This is a genomic window from Pseudomonas fluorescens, assembly GCF_002022275.1.
Classification (GTDB): Bacteria; Pseudomonadota; Gammaproteobacteria; order Pseudomonadales; family Pseudomonadaceae; genus Aquipseudomonas; species Aquipseudomonas fluorescens_AJ.
In genome coordinates, this window is record NZ_MSDF01000001.1 from 177,446 (window position 1) to 199,599 (window position 22,154).

Sequence of the window (22,154 nt, forward strand, 5' to 3'; positions counted from 1 at the left end):
AGGTCAACTGACCTGCCCGCCCACCTCAATGGCATCCACCCGGGTTTCCCACGCAGTGCTTACCGCCACGCGCAACCCTTCCACCATCGTCAATAGCGCCATCGACGGCAGCCCGGAATCAATCACCTGTTCCGGCAGGTACGGTACGTGGATAAAACCACTGCGCACGCCTGTCCCCACCAGTGCCTGTTGCAGCAGATAAAACACCTGATTGCACACGAATGTACCCGCTGTCTGTGAAACCGACGCGGCTATCCCCGCCTCACGCACCGCCTTGACCATCGCCTTGATCGGCAACGTGCTGAAATACGCAGCCGGCCCACCGGCCACAACCGCTGTGTCGACAGGCTGTTCACCCAGGTTATCGGGGATGCGTGCATCGTTGACATTGATCGCTACCCGCTCGACGCAGATGTCGCTGCGCCCAGGCCCAAGGCCGGTGGCGATCACCATGGCCGGACGCAATTCAACAATCATCTGCGCCAGACACTCCCCCACCGTGGCAAATGCACAAGGCAGCTGGCGCGCAACTATCTGTAGATCCTCGCCCAGTCTCACGCCGTCCAGTTGGCGCACGGCCTCCCAGGAAGGGTTGACCGGGTCTCTATCAAAGGGCTCGAAGCCCGTCAGCAATACGGTATGCATCGCAGGCTCACATCAACAGGTAAAGCAGGACAATATTCACCACCAGCATCATCAGCGCGGTCGGCAGTTGAGCCTTGATCACCGCGTTTTTGTCCGGCAACTCCAGCAACGCGGCCGGGACGATATTGAAGTTCGCGGCCATAGGCGTCATCAGCGTACCGCAATAGCCGGAGAACATGCCGATCGCCGCCATCACCGCCGGGTTACCGCCATAGATCCCTACCAGTACCGGCACGCCGACACCACCCGTCATCACCGGGAACGCCGCGAAGCCATTGCCCATGATCACCGTGAACAGCGCCATGCCCAATACATAGACCATCACCGCCACCAACTTGAAATCCAGGTTGATGTAAGTGGTGGTGACATGGGCGACCGCTGTACCGACGCCAGCTTCATTGAACAACAGCCCGAGCATTGCCAGCATTTGCGGCAGGACCATGGCCCAGCCCAGGGCTTCGGTGAGGCGTCGGGATTCGCGCAAGGCTTGCACTGGCGTGTCGCGGGTCAGCCAGCACGCCAGGCCAAGGGCAATCAGGCAACCAATGCCCAGGGACACAAAGGTGGTGTTTTTCGGATCCAGCAACGGCACGCCGCCGATCTCTGTGTGTTTGAGCAGGACTGAGCCAATCACCGTGGTCAGGGGAATTGCCAACGCCGGAATAAACAGTTTGTGGCCCAGCCGTCCAGCGCTGGCGCGAGCAGCCTTGTCATGTAATTGGCCATGGGCACCGCGGCCCACACCGCCAAACCCGGCGATCAGCGCCATCACCACAACACCCGCGCCGATAACCACTGGGGGCAAACGCTCGCCTGCCAGGAACGGAATGGCGAACAGCAACCAGAACAACGCCGTGGACCAGCGCTTGGGGTGAGTGCGATCCATCAGGATCATGCCCGCCGTAATCAGCAACAAAACACCGGCCAGCCAGTACAGGTATTGGATGGAGATGATCATTGCGCAGCCTCCACCGGAGCAACGGCTGCCATTTCGCGGGTCAGGCGCCGATCAAATCGATGCAGGCGAATGGCGTGGATGATAAAGGCGCAAATCGCCGTGGGAATGCCCCATACCGCAATGTGCAACGGCTCCACATCAATCCCCGAGCCCAACAGGAAAGTGTGCATCAACGCAATCGCGCCAAAGGCCACAAAGATGTCCTCACCGAAAAACAGCCCGACGTTATCGGTCGCCGCGCACATGGCCAGCACTTTGTGGCGCAGTTTGTCCGGCAGCTTGCCGTAGCGCTTTTCCGCCGCGCCTTCGGCCATGGGCGCCAGCAGCGGCCGCACCATCTGTGGGTGCCCGCCCAGGCTGGTCAGCCCCATGGCGGCGGTGGACTCGCGTACAAACAGATAGATGATCAGCAAACGCCCGACTGTCGCGCGCTCGAAACGCGCAATCCAGTTCTGCGCATGCAGGCGCAGGCCGTGGCGCTCCAGCAAGCCAATGACCGCCAGGGGCAATAACAGGATCAGTTGCAGCGCACGGGTCTGAAGGAAGCCTTCACCCATGCTGGAGAGAATTTTTTCAAGCGGAAAGTGGGCGGCAAGCCCAGTAGCGATAGCGGCGGCGGTCACCACCAACAGTGGGTTGAAGCGCAATACGAAGCCAACCACGATCACAAGCACACCGATCAGTGGCCATAGGTTCACAACAGTTTGCATGGCGGTGAGGTCCTTTAGTGCGCGCTGCGGCGCCATTACAGCAGGATGTGAGCAAAGGGCTCACAGCGTGAAAGTGGCGTGCAGTCGGCTCGGTTTTTTTATTGTTGACCTGAAAGGTCGAGCGTCAGTGGCGGCAACTTTGCTGCCTGGGGGCGGGGGTGTCCAACAAGAAAAATTGTAGCTGCGGACCAATAAATTTTGTGGCGGGTGGGCGCCGGATATTCCGGCGCCGCGTGGTGATTCAAACCAAACGCTTTTGAAAGAAATAGCGTTGATGACCCGGTGGGTAATCAGCGATATGGCCCAACTCGCTGAACCCCCGCTTGCGATAAAACTCTGGCGCCTGAAAGCTGAAGGTGTCCAGCCAGATCCCCGTACAGCCTTTTTCCCGGGCCACGTTTTCAGCGGCGCGCATCAGGCGCGTGCCGGTGCCCTGCTTGCGCATAGAGTCAGGAATGCTCAATAACTCGATAAACAGCCATCCGTAGCTGATTTCCCCGAAAAGCCCACCCACCACCTCTTGGTTGTCGGGGTCGCGCAGTAAAATACCCACAGTTGCAAAGGGCAACTGGCCGGTGTGGCTAAGGTTGTAAGCCCGCAGCGGTTTGAGGATGGCCTCACGCTCTTGCGCCGTCACGTCGAACGACACGTCTAACGCCAATTCCATTGTTTTCTCCCGGGTCTGATTTCAATCACGAACCAGTATGCCCGCCTTACTCCGGCTTGAGCAGCGCCTCATAATCCGGACTGATCTCCGCCAGGATCATTAAAGCCGCCGCGCCCAGCGCCACCGCGTCCTGACCCGCCGTGCCCATTTGTATCCGCGGATGTTTGCGGTCGGAACGGCTACTGATAGAGCGACTCAACGGCTCCAGCCGCGCCATCAGCCGCGCAAGCAAGGTTTCGGGCAGAAAACCGCTGATCAGAATGGTTTGCGGGTCGAGCACCGACTCCAGAATATTGATGGCCTGGCGTAACGCTGGCGCGGCTTCGTCCAGCCACAGCTCGACGCGCGTGTTGAGGGCCTCATCGTTTGCATCCCACGCGCCGAGATCATGCTCGGCTGGCAACCCCAGGTGTTCCAGCAGCGCGGCAATGGAAATGTAGCGCTCCAGGCAGCCTTGATTACCGCAATCACAGGCTTTGCCACCGGGAATCACTGTCATGTGGCCGATTTCACCGGCGTTGTGCCAGTGCCCGGAATACAGACGATTGTCCAGATACAAACCGGCGCCCAGACCGCTGCCGATAAACAGGTGCACGAAATTATTCAGCTCGCTCGCAACGCCATACAAGCGCTCGCCCATCGCCGCAGCGGTGGCGTCATTTTCAATCAACACCGGCAGGCCGACCGTCTGCTGCAAGCGCTGCGCAATATCCGCCGCGTCCCAACCGGACATCGCCGTAGGGCCAACAGCGGTCATGCCCTCGACACTGAATGGACCGGGCAACGCAATACCCACGCCCAAAAATCGCCCCTTTGGCCGCTGCTCACGAAAGCTTCTCACGGTGTCGAGAATCAACGGCAGCGCTTGCTCGAAGGTTGGGTAACTGACCGTCAACGTGACCTGAGCCACGGTGTGGCCCAGCAAGTCGAGCAACACGCCGATGATGCGGTGCTGCTCGACATGAATGCCGATTGAATAGCCGCCGTCAGGGTTGAGTGACAGCGGCACCGGCGGCTGGCCACGCCCGCCCTTCTCCGCTGCATGGGCCAGCAGCGCGCCTTCTTCCTGCAACTCGGTGACGATATTGGAAATGGTCTGTGCGGTCAGCGAGGTCAAACGCGTGAGGTCGGCACGCGTCAGGCGCCCGTTCTGGCGAATGGCTTCAAGAATCACCCGACGGTTGTGCAGGCGAGCGTGCTCGGCATTGGTGCCGGTGGTGACGGACCGTTTGTTTTGAGGATTTTTCATGGGCTGATGATCCACGCCGTCGATTAATTAAATCAAGTTGAATTAATACTCCTGCTGTGGTTTTCTAAGCGCCTCGGCCTCTCGCACCCCGTGTGAACGCCAATTACGCCCCATAAAAACAATGACGGGTCGACAGAACCCTCGATGGCAAGCAGGCCCTTTTGCAATCTGCCCTCACGCGTCTGTCACTCGAACAAGAGGTCGTCCCCATGAGCACGCTGACTCCCGTCGATCCGGATTTGCCAAACGGCAAACGCAAAATCGGCCTATTCCCCGCCATCACCCTGAACATGAGCCAGATGTGCGGCGTGGGTCCGTTTATCACTATCCCGGCCATGATCGTGATCATGGGGGGCCCTCAGGCTTACCTGGGCTGGATACTGGGCGCCCTGCTGGCCCTGTGTGACGGGCTGGTCTGGGCCGAACTTGGCGCGTCCCTACCGGGTGCCGGCGGTACTTATGTGTACCTGCGCGAGGCTTTCGGTAAACGCACCGGCAAGCTGCTACCGTTTTTGTTCGTGTGGACGGCGATGCTGTTTATCCCGCTGATCATGTCCACCGGCATCATTGGCTTTGTGCAGTACCTCACCTGGTTCTGGCCCGACATGAGCCAGACCGCCGGCAACCTGGTCGGCCTGGTAGTGATCTGGCTGATCATCGCCATGCTGTGGCGCAAGATCGAATCCATCGCCAAATTGAGCATCGTGCTGTGGGTGATCATGCTGGTCAGCATCGGCGCACTGATTGCGGCTGCACTCTCCAATTTCCACGCCGACCTGGCGTTCACCTTCCCGGAAGGCGCCTTCAACCTGACCGACAGCGGCTTCTGGTTCGGCATGGCGGGTGGCTTGACCATCGGCATTTATGACTACCTGGGTTACAACACCTCGGCCTACCTGGCGGGTGAAGTCGAACAACCGGGCCGGGTGATTCCCAAGTCGATCATCCTGTCGATCGTCGGCATCCTCGTGATTTATCTGGTGATGCAAGTCGGCGTGTTGGGCGTGGTGGATTGGCACCGCATGCTTGACCCGGAATCTGCCGCCTATAAATCCGTGGCGTCGGTGGTACTCAGTGAAACCTGGGGCAGCACCGCCGCCGGGATCGTCACCGTGCTGATCCTGATCACCGCCGTGGCTTCAGTGTTCGCCGGTTTGCTGGGTGGCTCCCGTGTGCCCTTCGAAGCGGCCAAGGACAAGGTATTCTTCAACGCTTTCAGCAAAACCCACCCCAAGCATGAATTCCCGACCTGGGGCATCGTAAGCATGGGGTTGCTGACCTCGGTCGGCTTTATGATCGGGCGGCTGACTGACCTGAACACGCTGATCCAGTTGCTGACCACGGTGATGATTCTGGTGCAGTCAGTGGCGCAGATCGTCTCGCTGCTGGTGCTGCGCAAAACCAAACCGCACCTCGCGCGGCCTTACAAAATGTGGCTCTACCCGGTGCCCGCATTCATTGCGCTGCTGGGTTGGGTCTATATCTATATGGCGTCCAACCACAACGCGCCCGGCGCCTACCCGATCCAGTGGTCGTTGGTATGGGTGCTGGCGGGCAGTGTGGCGTATCTGTTCTGGGCGCGGGTTCAACGGCTGTGGCCTTTCAATAAGTGATTAACGCAATGCATGAACCCCTGGCATCAACCGGCGCTGCGGCGCCGCGACAAGGCTTTCTGCTGGCAATTGACGTGGGCGGCACCAAGACTCAGGTCGCCTGCTACGACACCGTTCGCCAGCGCATGAACACGCGAACTCTCGCCACCCATGCTGATGGATTGTCCGGCGTGCCGGCGTTGCAACGCATCCTGGATGCCGCGCGCGATTGCGTCGCCGAATTCGACAACGCGCCAGTGCTGAGCGTGGCGGCGGTGTTCCCCGGTGTGGTGCGCGGGCCGACGTTGCTGATGGCGCCGAACACGCCCGGGTTTGAAGGGCTGGACTTGCAGGCGCTGATCTCCCAGGCATTTGGCAACGTGAGCGTCAGCCTGGATAACGATGTGAAAGCCGGCGCCCTCGCGGAGGTGCGCTGGGGCTCGCTGGCAGGCGTCGACAACGCGATCTACCTGAACCTGGGCACCGGCCTGTCGGCGGCAGCCATCGCCAACGGCAAACTGGTGCGAGGGCACAATGGTGCAGCCATGGAAATCGGCTATCTGTTGTCGCCCTTCCTTGACCCGGCGAAGCCTGATCGATGGGCAACTTACCAAAACGGCCACGCGCCGCTGGAGGAGCTGTTCTCCGGGAACGCCCTGAGCCAGTTGGCAGAAGAAATGCTGGGGCATGGGCACTCACCGCTGGACCTGTTTGCCAGCACTGATCCCGGCGTGCGCAAGGCCCTTGAATTGCGCATCGCCGCCTGCGCCGTGCACATTGCCAACCTCGCCGTCGCGCTGGATGTCGAGCGCATCACGGTGGGCGGCGGTCTATACCGTCAGGCCGCCCTGCTGGCGCCGATGATCGAGCAATTGATTCAGCGCGTGGTGCCCTTCCCGCCCGCGCTCGCCACCGCGCACTTTACCCACGACGCACCGCTGTGGGGTGCCTTCAGCATGGCCCTGGAATCCGCCGGGCTGAATGCCATCGCCAGACAACTGATCGCAGCCGGTCAACGCATCGACATCTGCGGAGATTAACCATGTCATTAATGCTGAGTGAAACCTTGTCGATCCCCACGATCGTGCAACGCATGCTTGACGACGACACCGCCGTTCGCAGGCTGAGCCAGCAGTGGGCGCGCACACTGCCCGAACTGCTGATCACCGTGGCTCGCGGCAGCTCCGACCATGCCGCTGCCTGGTTCAGCTACGCACTGATGAGCCAGATCGGCATTCCGAGCCTGTCGATCCCCTTGTCGCTGGTGAGCCTGCAGCACCCGCCCCTGCGCTTGAAAAACGCCTGGGTCGCAGCCTTTTCCCAATCCGGCAAGAGCCCGGACCTGATCGACAGCGTCCACTATCTGCAGCAACGCGGCGCCCGGTCGGTGGCGCTGGTGAACACGCCTAACTCGCCACTGGCGGGTGCCAGTGATCATGAGATCCTGCTACCCGCTGGCCTTGAGCAGAGTGTGGCGGCCACCAAAAGCTATGTCGCGATGTTGATGGCCAGCGCCCAGGCTGTCGCCCATCTGGCAGAAGCCTTCGGTATCGATAACGGACTGACCGCCGCCCTGCAGCCGTTACCGGAGCAATTGAACCAGGCAGCGGCGGAAGACTGGTCGCCGCTGCTCAGCCTGTTGGCGACTGCCGACAAGATGATCGTCGTCGGGCGTGGTGCAGCGTTACCCATTGCACAGGAAGCGGCCCTGAAACTAAAAGAAACCTCCGGTATTCAGGCCGAAGCGTTTTCCAGCGCAGAAGTGCGCCATGGCCCGATGGAAATCATCGAAGACGGCTACCCCGTGCTGGTCTTCGCGCCTTCCGGCCCGGAGCAGCCAGGCACCCTGGCCTTCGCTGAAGAGATGCGCGCCCGAGGCGCGCGAGTACAGGTGGTGGCCCCTCGCGGCACGGCGTGCGAAGGCTTGCTGCCAAGCGCGCCGACGGCACACCCCTTGCTGGAGCCTTTCACCATGATTCAGGGGTTCTACTTGAACGCAGCGCAACTGGCCGTCAACCGTGGACGTAACCCGGATCAGCCGAGATTTTTGAAAAAGGTGACCCAGACCCACTGATTGGCGCGTGCGAGTCCAGGGCCGACCCGGTATCGTCGAGTTTGATCGACATTTATTGGACAAGGAGCGGCGCGGGTGACTTCTTTTGCTACAACCAATTCCGCAGTGCAAACCCGCTTGATCGCCCTGGTGGTCGCCGTGACCTTTTTCATGGAGAACCTCGACGCCACAGTGATCGCCACCGCATTGCCGACTATGGCAGCCGGCTTCGGGGTCACGCCGGTCGACATGAATATAGGCATCACCGCCTACATCCTGGCCGTGGCGATTTTCATCCCGTTGTCCAGTTGGGTGGCCGACCGTTTTGGCGCACGCCTTGTGTTTGCCGGTGCGATCAGCGTTTTCACCCTGGCCTCGTTGCTCTGCGGGCTGAGCCAAAGCCTTGAAACCTTTGTGATTGCCCGGGTGTTACAAGGCATTGGTGGCGCCCTGATGGTGCCCGTCGGGCGCCTGGCAGTGCTGCGTAATACGGAGAAAAAAGACCTGGTCAACATGATTGCCGTGATCACCTGGCCCGGTCTGGTCGCGCCGATTCTGGGGCCCTTGGTCGGTGGGTTGATCGTGACCCATGCGTCGTGGCCATGGATCTTCTACATCAACCTCCCTTTGGGCGCGCTGGCACTGATTGCCGCCCTGTGGCTGGTGCCCAAGGGGCGCGAGGCAAGCGTGCGCACATTCGACGGCCAGGGCTTTGTACTGCTAGCGAGCGCCTGCGTGGCCCTGCTCTGCGGGCTAGAGTGGCTGGGTAATCAGACCAGTGAAACGCTGATCCCCGGGTTTGCGTTGGTGGCAACGGGCACATTACTGGCAGTGTGGGCCGTGCATCATTGCAGACGGCATCCCGACCCCTTGCTGCCACTTCAGACGCTGTCCATCAATACCTTCCGGGTAAGTATTTTGGGCGGATCGCTTTTCCGTCTGGCCATCAGTGCCCTGCCGTTTTTACTGCCCTTGTTGTTTCAAGTCGGCTTTGGCCTGTCGCCGGTAGATGCGGGGTTACTGGTGCTGGCGGTATTTGCCGGCAACCTGGCGATGAAGCCATTTACTACGCCGATCATGCAGCGCTTCGGGTTTCGAACGGTATTGCTGGTGAATGGCGCACTGGGTATCGCACTGGTGGCGGCCTGCGCGTTGTTCACCGTCCAAACGCCGTTCACGGTGATTGCGGCAGTGCTGTTTGTGGGAGGGTTGTCGCGCTCGATGCAGTTCACCTGCTACAACTCGATCGGCTTTGCGGATGTGCCCAAAGCGCAAATGAGCGAGGCATCGGCGTTGTTCAGCATGGCATTCCAATTGGCCATGGGCCTGGGGGTGTCGATTGCGGCGCTGCTGTTGCGGGCCTCCATGGCCGCGCAGGGTCATGACGTGCAGGCGAGTGCTGCGGATTTTCGGGTGGCGTTTGTAGGCGTTGCCCTGCTCGGTATTTTAGGGTTGTTCGACGTGTACCGCCTTCCCGCCGGGGCCGGAGAAAGCGTGCTCAACCGCTCTAAACAGGCGAGACCGTGAAGAATCCTGTTCCACATCTATACTCAAGACAGCCACTGCGCGTTCCCGCGCAGCGCTGACGGCACTTCTGCCGATAAAGAGGGTAGCCACTATGTACGCCGGACAAATGGGCATGGCGACAACAAATGGTGAAATACGCTGCCAGATGGTGGTTCAAATCATCTGTTTGCTCTCGGTGGCTACGCTGTTCTGCTGACGCATCCGCGTCGCCTGCCCGTCAACATCAACCGCTGGAGCGCAGGCGGCGGACGACATCGCTCTCAACTTGCTACCCCTGGTGTGCGTTAAATAATCTGCCGTAAGAGCTTTAAAAGCCGCACCCTATCTATGCAAGGTGGGTGATATGACGGCAGGCGACCAGTTCTTGGTCGCAAGCGTGGGCCCGAGCAGATCTACAACCAAGCGCGATATTAAGCCCATCATACGGCGCTGATGATTTAGGCCGCCTCCCCTCTTTTCGCCAGCCTGATCACAGACTGCAAACCAGCCTGCATAACAACTTTATTTTCAACCCATCGACTCAGCAACCAAGAAATAACTATAGAAACCATGATGGTTACTGCACTTACAGCCAACGACCTCGACAGAGACGAATATATGTATTCCTGAGAAACACCAAGAACAAACAACATGACAGGAAAGTGAATGACGTAGAGGGTATATGAGTAACTAGCGTGCGTGTGCAAACGCTTTGTAAACCGAACTTCACCCCCAAAAATCAGAGCAAGAAAGCAGGCAAACCACAACCCCGAGGCCAGCCTGAAGATATTAATCCTCTCATAAATCACTTCATTACCTGACGGCTGATTAAACATCGAGTACACAATAGATGCAGCAACAGCAATGCTTAACACCGCAAAAGCCCAGCCAAATATTTTATTATTCATTCGAGGATTATGCTGGTGGATCATGGCTAAACCAAACCCGGAAAACCAGACTGGAGCAAGCAGATAAAATAAACTGCTTTTGTGCGTAACATAAACCGTTACCACTAACAAGAAAACTGACAAAAATTTTCGACCAGGCCACAAAAAAAACCCAGCAGCCATTACATAATACCACGCCTCAAGGGACAGACTCCAAAGGGGGCTATTTGCCAATGGATTTTCGACTATTAAGCCGTTAAGGAATGTTAAGGCCCCCCATACATCACGCCAAGACGTAACGAATTCAGTGCGTACAAAATCCACATTGTCTATTATTAGCAGCGACCCAGTACCTGAAGGAAAAAAGTGCGGTGCTATTAACGCAAGAAGCACCATTAAAACTAACGCGACAATCAGAGGGGGATACAGCCGCAGAGCTCGATCCACCGCATACTCTCCGACATTAAACACAGAATTTCTTGAGACGTTGTTGCACACGGACTTACCAATTAGAAAACCGCTCAACACGAAAAAAGCCATCACTGCAAACTGCGACAACAGTACAATCAGGGTAAACCATGAATTAAGTGTAGGAAGAAGAAGCGTCTGATAGGTATGCCCAAATAGCACAGCGAATGCTGCTAACGCCCTAATGGAATCAAGCTGCTGCGATTGATCCAGAGTCATACGTGACATACCGCACCCTTAAGTTTATTTTTAGAATCATAGCTTTTCTATCGTCAACCGCTTTATTTGGCAGGATCAGAGGGTATTGCCGGCGTAGACTTTGTCATGCGACTACCTTCCAGCCTATCTATTAGCTTGCGCCCCGCAGCGATGCCGGGCTTCTCAATGTGCTTATAGGTAAACCATGAAATACAGGCCGTCACAGATACAACAAGCAAAAAGAATGCGAGGCTATTCAAATCACCATCACCGAAAAAAGCGACTACCTTTTCATTAGCCAGTAATGTTAGAACTGCAATATGCACCAAGTACATACTAAAACTCAGCCTACCAAGAAAAACAGTGAGACGATTTACGAATATCTTCCATGGATGGTAGGCCAGAAAAATTGAAAATATGGCAAACATGCCACCCGCTATTACATGATGCAATATAAAGGACTGGTGCGGATTCCAAAACTCAACTGACAAAGCAAGAAACGTGACCCCACCCAGTAGTGCAACCTTTAAATTGACAGCCTTGTTTTTAGCCAAAAACATATAAGCCATAATACCCATTATGAATACTGGAAGCTGGCTAAAAAAATTAAAGAACGCAAATCGATCGATAAGATACTTTTGATTATCATTATAAGAAAAAATATACGATGATACCGGGGCATTATATTGCTGCAGGAAAACACACATTATAAGGAGTATCAGAAAATAGTAAAATTTCTTAATACACATTAGAAAAGGAAACACCAGATAAAACGTCATCTCGACGGCAACAGACCAGCCACCCGGGACTACAGAGTTTATAGTCTCAGGATGGAACCCATGCAGAAACAATGCGGTAGCAGGGACAAACCACCAGCTAATCCCATTGGGCGAAAAATACGATGCTTTCGTGCCATTCAGGATGAGAAATAAAGCAATCGCCAAATAAAACATCGGCGCGATTCTGAAAACACGCCTCAAGTAGAAGTTACGAACCTGGTGCAACTCGTTACTTTTCCGAGCAGCCCAAGACATGCACAGTGTTATGGCACTGGCAATGTAGAAAAACTGAACCCCGCTCGCCCCCTCATTCATTATTGCCGATAGCCATGAGGTGTCCGGCTTCACGTGCTGAGAGGAGTGAACAAGAATAACTAAAATTATTGCCAATCCTCGAACAGCATCAATGTAGTCATATTTTTTTATAGATTTTTCTGGCATTTAAGCGGCTCACAGTCGATAAGATCGCGTTGCGATTATCCACAGAAAGAGCTGTTTTAGCCAGAATATGGGAAGAAAGTGGCAGGACCTCAAACGTGCCCTACGCACCATTTGCCGACCGGCGAGGAACGACCCACTTTTCACGAGACCCACGCTTTGGGTGCCTGGCTGTATGAGCAGCAGAAATTCCCACAGGAATACATCCAGGCGCTAATGGGTCATGCGGACGAGAAGATGACGAAGCACTATCAAGAGGGGCACAACGAAAAGAAGATCGAGTACTTTGAGGTTGGCGCCGAACTGGCGTTTTGAGATGGGAGTTTCGCAAAAGTTTTGCAAATCGCAGACAACAAAAAAGGGCCCACCTTTCGGTGAGCCCTTCTAGACCGCCCAGCAGAGCGGATTTTATTTGGTAGGCGCGATTGGACTCGAACCAACGACCCCCACCATGTCAAGGTGGTGCTCTAACCAACTGAGCTACGTGCCTGCTGTGAGGCGGCATTCTACGGAATTCCGGAGGGGTGTCAACATCTTTTTTGCAGCTAACCCTATGAATATGCGAATTATTTATTTGCGGCAGGCACGCTCGTGAATTTCGGGTGGCTGGCAGGCAATTTTCAACTGAGGTAGGATCGCGGCACTCGTAAAAAATATAAAACAGAGGTTCCAGGATGGCGAACACCCCCTACCCCCAGTCGTATTACGCCGCGTCCGCGAATGCAGTCCCGCCTCGCCCGACGCTGCAAGGCGACGTCGAAACCGATGTGTGCGTGATCGGTGCCGGCTACACCGGCCTTTCCAGTGCGCTGTTTCTTCTGGAACACGGTTTTCGCGTGACGGTCCTGGAAGCCGCCAAGGTCGGGTTCGGCGCTTCGGGCCGCAATGGCGGGCAGATCGTCAACAGCTACAGCCGCGACATCGATGTGATTGAGCGCAGCGTCGGCCCACAGCAGGCGCAGCTGCTGGGAAATATGGCGTTCGAAGGCGGCAAGATCATCCGCGAGCGAGTGGCCAAGTATCAGATCCAGTGCGACCTGAAAGACGGCGGTGTGTTCGCCGCCCTTAACAGCAAGCACATGGGCCACCTGGAGTCGCAAAAGCGCCTGTGGGAACGCTACGGCCACACGCAGCTGGAGTTGCTTGACGAGCGCCGTATTCGTGAAGTGGTAGCCTGTGACAACTATGTCGGCGGCTTGCTGGACATGAGTGGCGGGCATATTCACCCGCTCAACCTTGCGTTGGGCGAAGCGGCGGCGGTGGAATCACTGGGCGGCACGATCTACGAGCAATCGGCGGCCGTGCGCATCGAACGCGGCGCCAACCCGGTGGTGCACACCGCAGAAGGCAAGGTCAGGGCCAAGTTCATCATCGTCGCAGGCAACGCTTACCTGGGGAACCTGGTGCCGGAGCTGGCAGCCAAATCGATGCCATGCGGGACGCAAGTCATCACCACTGCCCCACTGGGAGACGAGTTGGCCAAGACGTTGCTGCCGCAGGATTACTGCGTCGAAGACTGCAACTACTTGCTCGACTACTACCGCCTCACAGGCGACAAGCGCCTGGTCTTCGGCGGCGGCGTGGTCTATGGCGCGCGGGATCCGGCAAACATCGAAGCGATCATCCGCCCGAAGATGATCAAGGCCTTCCCGCAACTCAAGGATGTGAAGATTGACTACGCCTGGACCGGCAATTTCCTGCTGACCCTGTCGCGGCTACCGCAAGTGGGTCGCCTGGGCGACAACATCTATTACTCGCAAGGTTGCAGCGGCCACGGCGTCACGTATACGCACCTGGCAGGCAAGGTACTGGCGGAAGCGCTGAGAGGCCAGGCGGAGCGTTTTGATGCGTTTGCCGACCTGCCGCACTATCCGTTCCCGGGCGGGCAATTGTTGCGCACACCGTTTGCGGCGCTGGGGGCCTGGTATTACGGGCTACGGGATAAGTTGGGGTTCTAACCCGGTCAAACTGTGGGAGCGGGCTTGCTCGCGAATGCGGTGTATCAGACACATATTCAGTAGCTGACACACCGCATTCGCGAGCAAGCCCGCTCCCACATTATTTGACCGAGGCGACCCGAAGCCAAATCGCAGACACAAAAAACCCCGGTCTTTCGACCAGGGTCTTTGCTATCGGATCAAAGAGGCTTAACGCGTTCTTTGTGCTTCAAGGCGTTCAGTGGGCCTTGAGGCAGATATGGCGCAGCGGACGGGACTCGAACCCGCGACCCCCGGCGTGACAGGCCGGTATTCTAACCGACTGAACTACCGCTGCGTATCGCTTGACCAGTTAAGCGTAAACCCTCAACCGTCTTTAAACATCTGATCAAGCAGCCTTGGCTGTTCAATCTCAAGCCCGAAAAATCAGACCTGGAAAATATGGCGCAGCGGACGGGACTCGAACCCGCGACCCCCGGCGTGACAGGCCGGTATTCTAACCGACTGAACTACCGCTGCGCGTCGGTGCAACCTTTAACGTTGCGTCTTGCCCGAAGGCAAAACTCTCAAGAAGTGGTGGGTGATGACGGGATCGAACCGCCGACCCTCTGCTTGTAAGGCAGATGCTCTCCCAGCTGAGCTAATCACCCTTTGCTTCGTTGAGGCCGCGAAATTTACGCAGGTAGCGGACCTAAGTCAATAGCCTGCTTGAAGTTTTTCTGAAAAAGACAAAATGACTTCAAGACAGCTACCCGCCCTACTCGCTGTAAATCATCTTCTTGCTCATGCCACCGTCCACGACAAACTCTTGCCCGGTGACAAACCCGGCCTGGCGCGACAGCAACCACGCCACCATCGCCGCCACATCCTCCACCGTGCCTACCCTGCCCGCCGGATGCTGGGCATGATCGGCGTCGGTCAACGGCTCTGCGCGACGCGCTGCCGGGTCACGCGCATCGATCCAGCCAGGGCTGACGGCATTGACCCGCACTTCCGGCCCAAGGCTCATCGCCAAAGCGTGTGTCAGCGCCAACAGGCCACCCTTGCTCGCTGCGTAGGCCTCGGTGTCCGGTTCCGACTGACGCGCCCGGGTTGACGCCAGATTGACGATCGCCCCCGCATGAGCACGCAAATACGGCGCGCAATGCTTGGCCAACAACATCGCCCCCGTGAGGTTCACCGCCAACACACGATTCCAGTAGGCCAAATCGAGGCTTTCCAGCGTGATATTGCGCGGGTCGGCCACTGCCGCATTGCACACCAATGCATCCAGGCGCCCGAACTGCCCAAGCACCTCGGCAACACCTTGGGCGACCTGCTTCTCGTCGGCCACGTCCATGGTGATGAACCAGGCATTTTCACCCAGCACCTTGGACACTTTGGAACCGCGCTCGCGGTCCAGGTCAGTCAACACAACCTGCCAGCCTTCGCTGATCAGCCACGCGGCAATCCCCAGACCAATACCGCGCGCCGCACCGGTCACCAGCGCGACACGTCCGTTACTGGCCGTTGCAGCGTCCATGGACCACTCGATCACAAGGCTGCCAGCCCGCGAGCCAGGTCAGCCTGCAAGTCAGCCACGTCTTCCAGGCCTACGGCGATGCGGATCAGGCTGTCACGAATACCGGCGGCTTCACGCTCTTGCGGCGCCAAACGACCGTGGGACGTGGTGCTTGGGTGGGTAATGGTAGTTTTGCTGTCACCCAGGTTGGCAGTGATGGAGATAAGGCGCGTCGCATCGATAAAGCGCCACGCCCCTTCTTTGCCACCCTTCACTTCAAAGCTCACCACCGCACCGAAACCACGCTGCTGGCGCTGGGCCAATGCGTGCTGCGGATGGCTCTTGAGGCCGGCGTAGTGCACCTTCTCGATACCGTCCTGCTGCTCCAGCCACTCGGCCAGGGCCTGGGCATTGGCGCAATGCGCCTTCATGCGCAGGCTGAGAGTTTCCAGGCCTTTGAGGAAGATCCAGGCGTTGAACGGGCTCAGGGTCGGCCCGGCGGTGCGCAGGAAGCCGACGATTTCTTTCATTTGCTCACTGCGCCCGGCAACCACACCGCCCATGCAACGGCCCTGGCCGTCGATGAACTTGGTGGCCGAGTGCACGACGATGTCCGCGCCCAGCTTCAACGGCTGCTGCAACGCAGGCGTGCAGAAGCAGTTATCCACTACCAGCATGGTGCCCTTGGCGTGCGCCACTTCGGACAGTGCGGCGATATCCACCAGTTCAGCGAGCGGGTTGGAGGGCGACTCGACGAACAGCAGTTTGGTATTGGCCTTGATCGCCGCGTCCCAGCCGGACAGGTCCGCCAAAGGTACGTAGTCCACTTCAATGCCAAAGCGCTTGAAGTACTTCTCGAACAGGCTGATGGTCGAACCGAACACGCTGCGCGACACCAACACATGGTCGCCAGCGCTGCACAGGCTCATCACCACCGCCAGGATCGCCGCCATGCCGGTCGCCGTCGCCACCGCCTGCTCAGCACCTTCCAGCGCCGCGATACGCTCTTCGAAGGCGCGCACAGTCGGGTTGGTGTAGCGCGAATACACATTGCCCGGCACCTCACCGGCAAACCGTGCAGCGGCGTCAGCAGCGGTGCGGAACACGTAGCTGGAGGTGAAGAACATCGGGTCACCGTGCTCCCCTTCCGGGGTACGGTGCTGGCCGGCGCGCACAGCCAGGGTATCGAAAGCTACGCCATCGAGGTCGCTGTCCAAACGACCGGCATCCCATTCCTGACTCATGCTGCGACTCCTTACTCAATTCTTTATTTAAGATACAAAACCGGCCCCTCAGGGCCGGTCGTTACTCAGTTGTTATACAGATCAATGATCGCGCTGACCGCCTGGGTCTTGATCTTCGAGGAGTCGTTACGCGCCTGCTCGATCTTGTTCAGGTAGGCCTCGTCGACATCACCGGTCACGTACTTGCCATCAAACACGGCGCAGTCAAACTGGTCGATCTTGATCTTGCCACCGCCGACCGCTTCGATCAGGTCCGGCAGATCCTGATAAATCAGCCAGTCAGCGCCGATCAGATCAGCCACGTCCTGGGTCGAACGGTTATGGGCGATCAATTCGTGCGCGCTCGGCATGTCGATACCGTACACGTTCGGGTAACGCACGGCTGGCGCTGCAGAACAGAAGTACACGTTCTTCGCACCGGCTTCGCGGGCCATCTGGATGATCTGCTTGCACGTGGTGCCACGCACGATGGAGTCGTCCACCAGCATCACGTTCTTGCCGCGAAATTCCAGCTCGATGGCGTTGAGCTTCTGGCGTACCGATTTCTTGCGTGCGGCCTGGCCGGGCATGATGAAGGTACGACCGATGTAGCGGTTTTTCACGAAGCCTTCGCGGAACTTGACGCCCAGGTGGTTCGCCAGTTCCAGTGCAGCGGTACGGCTGGTGTCCGGAATCGGGATGACCACGTCGATATCGTGCTCAGGACGCTCGCGCAGGATCTTCTCGGCCAGCTTCTCGCCCATGCGCAGACGGGCCTTGTAGACCGACACGCCGTCGATGATCGAATCCGGACGCGCCAGATACACGTGTTCGAAGATGCACGGAGTGAGTTTCGGCGCGACAGCGCACTGGCGGGTGTGCAATTTGCCATCTTCGGTGATGTACACCGCTTCGCCCGGCGCGAGGTCGCGGATCAGAGTGAAGCCCAGCACGTCCAGGGACACGCTTTCGGACGCGATCATGTACTCGACACCTTCGTCGGTGTGACGCTGGCCGAACACGATCGGGCGGATGCCGTGCGGGTCGCGGAAACCGACGATGCCGTAACCGGTGATCATCGCCACCACGGCGTAACCGCCGACGCAACGGTTGTGCACGTCAGTGACGGCGGCGAACACGTCTTCTTCGGTCGGCTGCAGCTTGCCGCGCTGGGCCAGCTCGTGGGCGAACACGTTGAGCAGCACTTCCGAGTCGGAGTTGGTATTGACGTGGCGCAGGTCAGATTCGTAAATCTCCTTGGCCAACTGTTCAACGTTGGTCAGGTTACCGTTGTGCGCCAGGGTGATGCCGTAAGGCGAGTTGACGTAAAACGGCTGAGCTTCGGCCGAGGTCGAGCTACCGGCAGTCGGGTAACGCACATGGCCAATGCCCATGTGCCCGACGAGGCGCTGCATGTGACGCTGATGGAACACGTCACGCACCAGGCCATTGTCCTTGCGCAGGAATAACCGGCCGTCGTGGCTGGTCACAATACCGGCAGCATCCTGGCCGCGGTGCTGGAGGACGGTTAGCGCGTCATACAGCGCCTGATTCACGTTCGACTTACCGACGATACCGACGATGCCACACATGCGACGCAACCCCTACTTAATGAATCTTGACTGAACACAACTTACTGAGGCGTTTTGGCCGGCAAGAGGTGTTCCTTGAACGGAAGATCAGCGGGTACGCTGATTCCGCTGGCCAGCCACTGACTGCTCCACCCCAAAATGAGGTTTTTGGACCAATCTGCAACCAATAGAAATTTTGGCACGAGTACCGACTCCTGCCACCATGAATCCTGCTGTACCGGCCCCAGGCTCAACAGCCCGACCGCCACAACCACCAGCAACGCGCCACGCGCAGCGCCGAAGGCCATGCCGAGAAATCGATCGGTCCCGGAGAGGCCGGTGACACGTATCAACTCGCCGATAAGATAATTGACCATTGCCCCCACCAGCAGCGTGGCGATGAACATGATGGCGCAGCCCGCGATGACGCGAGCCGAAGGTGTTTCGATGTACCCGGCCAGGTAAACCGACAGTGAACCACCGAACATCCAGGCTACGACTCCTGCGATGATCCAGGTCAGCAACGACAGTGCTTCTTTTACGAAGCCGCGGCTTAGACTGATCAAAGCGGAGATGGCGACGATGGCAACGATCGCCCAATCAACCCAGGTAAATGGCACAGTGCAGCCTACGTACGGATAAGGCGGCGCATTTTAGCAGAGCGCCGGGCTATCGGTAAGCTGTGATTGCGGGTGCTTTGCAAATCAATGGGTTGTCTATCTCAAGACCCTCACAAAACCAATGTGGGAGCTGGCTTGCCTGCGATAGCCTCACCACGGGGTGACTGACACACCGAGGCGCCTCCATCGCGGGCAAGCCCGGCTCCCACACAGGCCTGCTCCTACATTTAGACCGTATTGCCCACCAGAGCCTGCAATAACTCAGCCGCGCTCAGGCTGGAAGCGCACCACAAAACCATTCAGGTTCTGCTGGCGACCCAACAGGTCACGCAGGCGATCCGCTTCGGCGCGCTCGATCAGTGGCCCGATAAACACGCGATTCTTGCCGTCGGCGCTGCGGATATAGGCGTTATAACCCTGAGTACGCAGTTTTTTCTGCAAGGCCTCGGCGCTTTCGCGGTTGGCGAGGCTGGCCAACTGGATCGACCAACTGATCGGCAGACCATTCGGATCGATACGGCTTTGACCCACATCCGGCTTGCCTGGCGCTGCAGGCTGTGGCGCTACCGGCTTGGGCGCAGGTGATGGTGCGGGCGCTGCAGGCTTGGCGGCTACAACCGGCGCAGGCGCCGGCTTGACCACTGGCACACTCGGCTGCACCGGCGTCGTAGGCGCCTGTTGTTGGGCGACCTCTTCATCGGCCGGCACCGGCTCTTCCGGCAACGCCTGAGGCTCAGGCACCACCACCGGCTCAACTTGAACTTGCGGCATTGCCGGCGCCTGAGGGGATGCCGGAGCCTCTACCACGACCTGGCGCTGCTCATCCTGCCGGGAAAACAGCATCGGCAGAAAAATCACCGCCAACGCTACCAACACCAGAGCCCCGACCATTCGCTGCTTGTATGCGCTATCCAGTAATGCCATGTGCAGCTTCCTCCGTGGAGCGCCGGGCCAACCACTCAAGCGCCTCGGCAACACAATAAAATGATCCGAACAACAGAATCTCGTCCTCGGCCACTGCTACCGCACATTGCGCTTCAAGCGCTGCGGTAACGCTTGCATACGACGTCACCGGCGCGCCAAGGTTCTGCAAGGCCACTTCCAGCTCAGCCGCCGGACGACTGCGCGGCGTATCCAGCGGCGCCACTGCCCAGGACTGGACATTGCCCAGCAACGGCGCAACCACACCTTCCAGGTCCTTGTCGGCCAGCAACCCGAACACCGCCAGACGGCGACCGACTGGCGGCGTACGCGACAAACGCTGCGCCAGGTACTCGGCAGCATGCGGGTTGTGGCCCACATCCAGCAGCAGGTTCAGGCGCTTGCCTTCCCACTCGAAGGCACGGCGATCCAGGCGCCCGACAATACGCGTCGCCAACAACGTCGCCGCAATCTGCTCGGCATTCCACGGCAGATCCAGCAGCAGATAGGCCTGCAGCGCCAGCGCCGCGTTTTCCATCGGCAGGTTCAACAATGGCAAATCACGCAACTCGACCACTTGCCCGCGCGCATCACGCCCGCGCCACTGCCAGTACTCTGTGCCGATTTCCAGATTGAATTCGTGGCCGCGCAAGTAAAACGGACAGTCCAACTCGCGCACCTTGTCGAGCAGCGTATGCGGCGGATCAACGTCACCACACAGCGCAGGCTTGCCCTGGCGGAAAATCCCGGCCTTTTCATACGCCACGGACTCGCGGGTATCTCCCAGATAATCGGCATGATCCACGCCAATGCTGGTGATCAGCGCAAGGTCAGCATCCACCACGTTGACCGTGTCCAGACGCCCGCCCAAGCCGACTTCCAGGACGACCACATCCAACTGCGCACGCTCGAACAGCCAGAAAGCCGCCAGGGTGCCCATTTCGAAGTAAGTCAGGGAAATCTCGCCGCGCCCGGCATCGAGTGCGGCGAAGGCTTCGCAGAGTTGCTCATCGGTGGCTTCAACGCCATTGAGCTGCACCCGCTCGTTGTAACGCAGCAGGTGCGGAGAGTTGTACACGCCCACTTTAAGCCCTTGGGCTTGCAGCAGCGCCGCGACAAACGCGCAGGTAGAGCCTTTGCCGTTGGTACCGGTCACCGTGATCACACGCGGTGCCGGGCGGCCCAACCCAAGGCGGGCCGCTACCTGTTGCGAGCGCTCCAGGCCCATGTCGATGGCTGACGGATGCAACTGCTCAAGGTAGGCGAGCCATTCGCCCAGGGTACGTTGGGTCATAGGTTTGCAGGCACCGGCGGAACGACGATCGGTTCGATTTTAGGCGCGACGTACACAGGCGTCGGCAGGCCCATCATTTGGGCCAGCAGATTACCCAGACGTGGGCGCAACTCACCGCGCGGAATGATCAGGTCGATCGCGCCGTGTTCCAGCAGGAACTCGCTGCGCTGGAAGCCTTCCGGCAGTTTTTCGCGAACGGTCTGCTCGATCACGCGCGGGCCGGCGAAACCGATCAGCGCCTTGGGCTCGCCAACGATCACGTCACCCAGCATCGCCAGGCTGGCGGAAACGCCGCCGTAGACCGGGTCGGTCAGCACGGAGATGAACGGGATGCCTTCTTCACGCAGACGCGCCAGCACCGCAGAGGTCTTGGCCATTTGCATCAGGGAGATCAACGCTTCCTGCATCCGCGCACCACCGGAAGCGGCGAAGCAGATCATCGGGCAACGGTTTTCCAGGGCGTAGTTGGCGGCGCGAACAAAGCGCTCGCCGACGATGGCGCCCATGGAGCCGCCCATGAACGAGAACTCGAAGGCCGACACCACCACCGGCATGCCCAGCAGCTTGCCGCTGACGGAGATCAGCGCGTCTTTCTCACCGGTCTGCTTCTGTGCAGCGGTCAGGCGGTCCTTGTACTTCTTGCCATCGCGGAACTTGAGACGGTCAACCGGCTCCAGGTCAGCACCCAGCTCGGCACGGCCGTCGGCATCCAGGAAGATGTCGATACGCGCGCGGGCGCCGATACGCATGTGGTGGTTGCACTTGGGGCAAACGTCCAGGGTCTTTTCCAGCTCCGGGCGGTACAGCACCGCGTCGCAGGAAGGGCACTTGTGCCACAGACCTTCAGGAACCGAGCTTTTTTTCACCTCGGAACGCATGATCGAAGGGATCAGTTTGTCTACTAACCAGTTGCTCATGCTTTCTTTCTCCAGTACCG

At 58.5% G+C, this 22,154-nt stretch carries 20 protein-coding genes and 4 tRNA genes; 6 read left to right on the forward strand and 18 right to left on the reverse strand.

The genetic code is table 11. The features are described from left to right. Window positions 1–3 precede the first annotated feature (3 nt). The 5 genes from pcp to BFW87_RS00880 form a co-directional block, all read right to left on the reverse strand. Window positions 4–645: a pyroglutamyl-peptidase I gene (gene pcp, locus BFW87_RS00860; protein WP_078738111.1), complete on the reverse strand. Its 642-nt coding sequence runs from the start codon at window positions 643–645 to the stop codon at window positions 4–6. A 7-nt stretch (window positions 646–652) separates the two neighbouring features. Further along, window positions 653–1,603 (reverse strand): DUF979 domain-containing protein, encoded by a 951-nt coding sequence (locus BFW87_RS00865; RefSeq protein ID WP_078738112.1) that lies wholly within the window; start codon window positions 1,601–1,603, stop codon window positions 653–655. Next, the gene (locus tag BFW87_RS00870) at window positions 1,600–2,313 is read right to left on the reverse strand and encodes a DUF969 domain-containing protein (protein ID WP_078738113.1); all 714 of its coding nucleotides are present in this window, start codon (window positions 2,311–2,313) and stop codon (window positions 1,600–1,602) included. Before BFW87_RS00870 ends, BFW87_RS00865 begins: the two co-directional genes overlap by 4 nt. Window positions 2,314–2,554: 241 nt before the next feature. Beyond that, entirely contained in the window at window positions 2,555–2,980 is a 426-nt protein-coding gene (locus BFW87_RS00875; RefSeq protein ID WP_078738114.1) for a GNAT family N-acetyltransferase, read from the reverse strand. A gap of 46 nt (window positions 2,981–3,026) precedes the next feature. Next, window positions 3,027–4,229, reverse strand: coding sequence for an ROK family transcriptional regulator (locus BFW87_RS00880; RefSeq protein ID WP_078738115.1), 1,203 nt, complete (start codon window positions 4,227–4,229; stop codon window positions 3,027–3,029). Between the two features lie 209 nt (window positions 4,230–4,438). On the opposite strand from BFW87_RS00880, the gene BFW87_RS00885 reads away from it, so the two are divergent. The 4 genes from BFW87_RS00885 to BFW87_RS00900 all read left to right on the forward strand — a co-directional run bounded on the left by BFW87_RS00885 (window position 4,439) and on the right by BFW87_RS00900 (window position 9,401). Continuing rightward, the gene (locus BFW87_RS00885; protein ID WP_078738116.1) at window positions 4,439–5,842 is read left to right on the forward strand and encodes an APC family permease; all 1,404 of its coding nucleotides are present in this window, start codon (window positions 4,439–4,441) and stop codon (window positions 5,840–5,842) included. Between the two features lie 8 nt (window positions 5,843–5,850). Further along, a complete protein-coding gene (locus BFW87_RS00890) occupies window positions 5,851–6,861 on the forward strand; it encodes an ROK family protein (RefSeq protein WP_078738117.1) in 1,011 nt (336 codons plus the stop codon). Window positions 6,862–6,863: 2 nt separating this feature from the next. After that, the gene (locus BFW87_RS00895; protein WP_078738118.1) at window positions 6,864–7,895 is read left to right on the forward strand and encodes an SIS domain-containing protein; all 1,032 of its coding nucleotides are present in this window, start codon (window positions 6,864–6,866) and stop codon (window positions 7,893–7,895) included. A 75-nt stretch (window positions 7,896–7,970) separates the two neighbouring features. Next, window positions 7,971–9,401 carry a DHA2 family efflux MFS transporter permease subunit gene (locus tag BFW87_RS00900; RefSeq protein WP_078738119.1) on the forward strand — a complete coding sequence of 477 codons (1,431 nt, stop codon included), beginning with the start codon at window positions 7,971–7,973 and terminating at the stop codon, window positions 9,399–9,401. A 437-nt stretch (window positions 9,402–9,838) separates the two neighbouring features. Here the strand turns inward: BFW87_RS00900 and BFW87_RS00905 are convergent, their stop codons facing one another. Next, on the reverse strand, window positions 9,839–10,963 hold the full coding sequence (locus BFW87_RS00905; RefSeq protein WP_078738120.1) for an acyltransferase family protein: 1,125 nt from the start codon (window positions 10,961–10,963) through the stop codon (window positions 9,839–9,841). Between the two features lie 53 nt (window positions 10,964–11,016). After that, window positions 11,017–12,153 carry an acyltransferase family protein gene (locus BFW87_RS00910; protein WP_078738121.1) on the reverse strand — a complete coding sequence of 379 codons (1,137 nt, stop codon included), beginning with the start codon at window positions 12,151–12,153 and terminating at the stop codon, window positions 11,017–11,019. Window positions 12,154–12,309: 156 nt separating this feature from the next. Between BFW87_RS00910 and BFW87_RS00915 the strand changes: the two genes are divergently transcribed. Next, the gene (locus BFW87_RS00915; protein WP_254865841.1) at window positions 12,310–12,465 is read left to right on the forward strand and encodes a hypothetical protein; all 156 of its coding nucleotides are present in this window, start codon (window positions 12,310–12,312) and stop codon (window positions 12,463–12,465) included. Between the two features lie 98 nt (window positions 12,466–12,563). On the opposite strand, the gene BFW87_RS00920 is transcribed toward BFW87_RS00915, so the two are convergent. After that, window positions 12,564–12,640 (reverse strand) — tRNA-Val (locus tag BFW87_RS00920). 184 nt (window positions 12,641–12,824) lie between these two features. Between BFW87_RS00920 and BFW87_RS00925 the strand changes: the two genes are divergently transcribed. Beyond that, window positions 12,825–14,108: an NAD(P)/FAD-dependent oxidoreductase gene (locus tag BFW87_RS00925; protein ID WP_078738123.1), complete on the forward strand. Its 1,284-nt coding sequence runs from the start codon at window positions 12,825–12,827 to the stop codon at window positions 14,106–14,108. Window positions 14,109–14,347: 239 nt separating this feature from the next. On the opposite strand, the gene BFW87_RS00930 is transcribed toward BFW87_RS00925, so the two are convergent. The 10 genes from BFW87_RS00930 to accD form a co-directional block, all read right to left on the reverse strand. Beyond that, a tRNA-Asp gene (locus BFW87_RS00930) sits at window positions 14,348–14,424 on the reverse strand. A gap of 105 nt (window positions 14,425–14,529) precedes the next feature. Further along, window positions 14,530–14,606 (reverse strand) — tRNA-Asp (locus BFW87_RS00935). Window positions 14,607–14,661: 55 nt separating this feature from the next. Next, a tRNA-Val gene (locus tag BFW87_RS00940) sits at window positions 14,662–14,737 on the reverse strand. 107 nt (window positions 14,738–14,844) lie between these two features. Beyond that, window positions 14,845–15,609, reverse strand: a complete 765-nt coding sequence (locus BFW87_RS00945) for an SDR family oxidoreductase (RefSeq protein WP_078738124.1) — start codon at window positions 15,607–15,609, stop codon at window positions 14,845–14,847. An 11-nt stretch (window positions 15,610–15,620) separates the two neighbouring features. Continuing rightward, window positions 15,621–16,832 carry an O-succinylhomoserine sulfhydrylase gene (locus BFW87_RS00950; RefSeq protein ID WP_078738125.1) on the reverse strand — a complete coding sequence of 404 codons (1,212 nt, stop codon included), beginning with the start codon at window positions 16,830–16,832 and terminating at the stop codon, window positions 15,621–15,623. A 65-nt stretch (window positions 16,833–16,897) separates the two neighbouring features. Then, window positions 16,898–18,403, reverse strand: a complete 1,506-nt coding sequence (gene purF / locus BFW87_RS00955; RefSeq protein ID WP_049712337.1) for an amidophosphoribosyltransferase — start codon at window positions 18,401–18,403, stop codon at window positions 16,898–16,900. A gap of 41 nt (window positions 18,404–18,444) precedes the next feature. Then, window positions 18,445–19,002 carry a CvpA family protein gene (locus BFW87_RS00960; protein ID WP_003192538.1) on the reverse strand — a complete coding sequence of 186 codons (558 nt, stop codon included), beginning with the start codon at window positions 19,000–19,002 and terminating at the stop codon, window positions 18,445–18,447. Between the two features lie 261 nt (window positions 19,003–19,263). Continuing rightward, complete coding sequence (locus tag BFW87_RS00965; protein ID WP_078738126.1) at window positions 19,264–19,926, reverse strand: SPOR domain-containing protein; 663 nt, start codon at window positions 19,924–19,926, stop codon at window positions 19,264–19,266. Beyond that, window positions 19,910–21,217: a bifunctional tetrahydrofolate synthase/dihydrofolate synthase gene (folC, locus tag BFW87_RS00970; RefSeq protein WP_078738127.1), complete on the reverse strand. Its 1,308-nt coding sequence runs from the start codon at window positions 21,215–21,217 to the stop codon at window positions 19,910–19,912. The genes BFW87_RS00965 and folC overlap by 17 nt, the downstream gene beginning before the upstream one ends. Continuing rightward, window positions 21,214–22,134 (reverse strand): acetyl-CoA carboxylase, carboxyltransferase subunit beta, encoded by a 921-nt coding sequence (gene accD, locus BFW87_RS00975; RefSeq protein WP_078738128.1) that lies wholly within the window; start codon window positions 22,132–22,134, stop codon window positions 21,214–21,216. The genes folC and accD overlap by 4 nt, the downstream gene beginning before the upstream one ends. Window positions 22,135–22,154 lie beyond the last annotated feature (20 nt).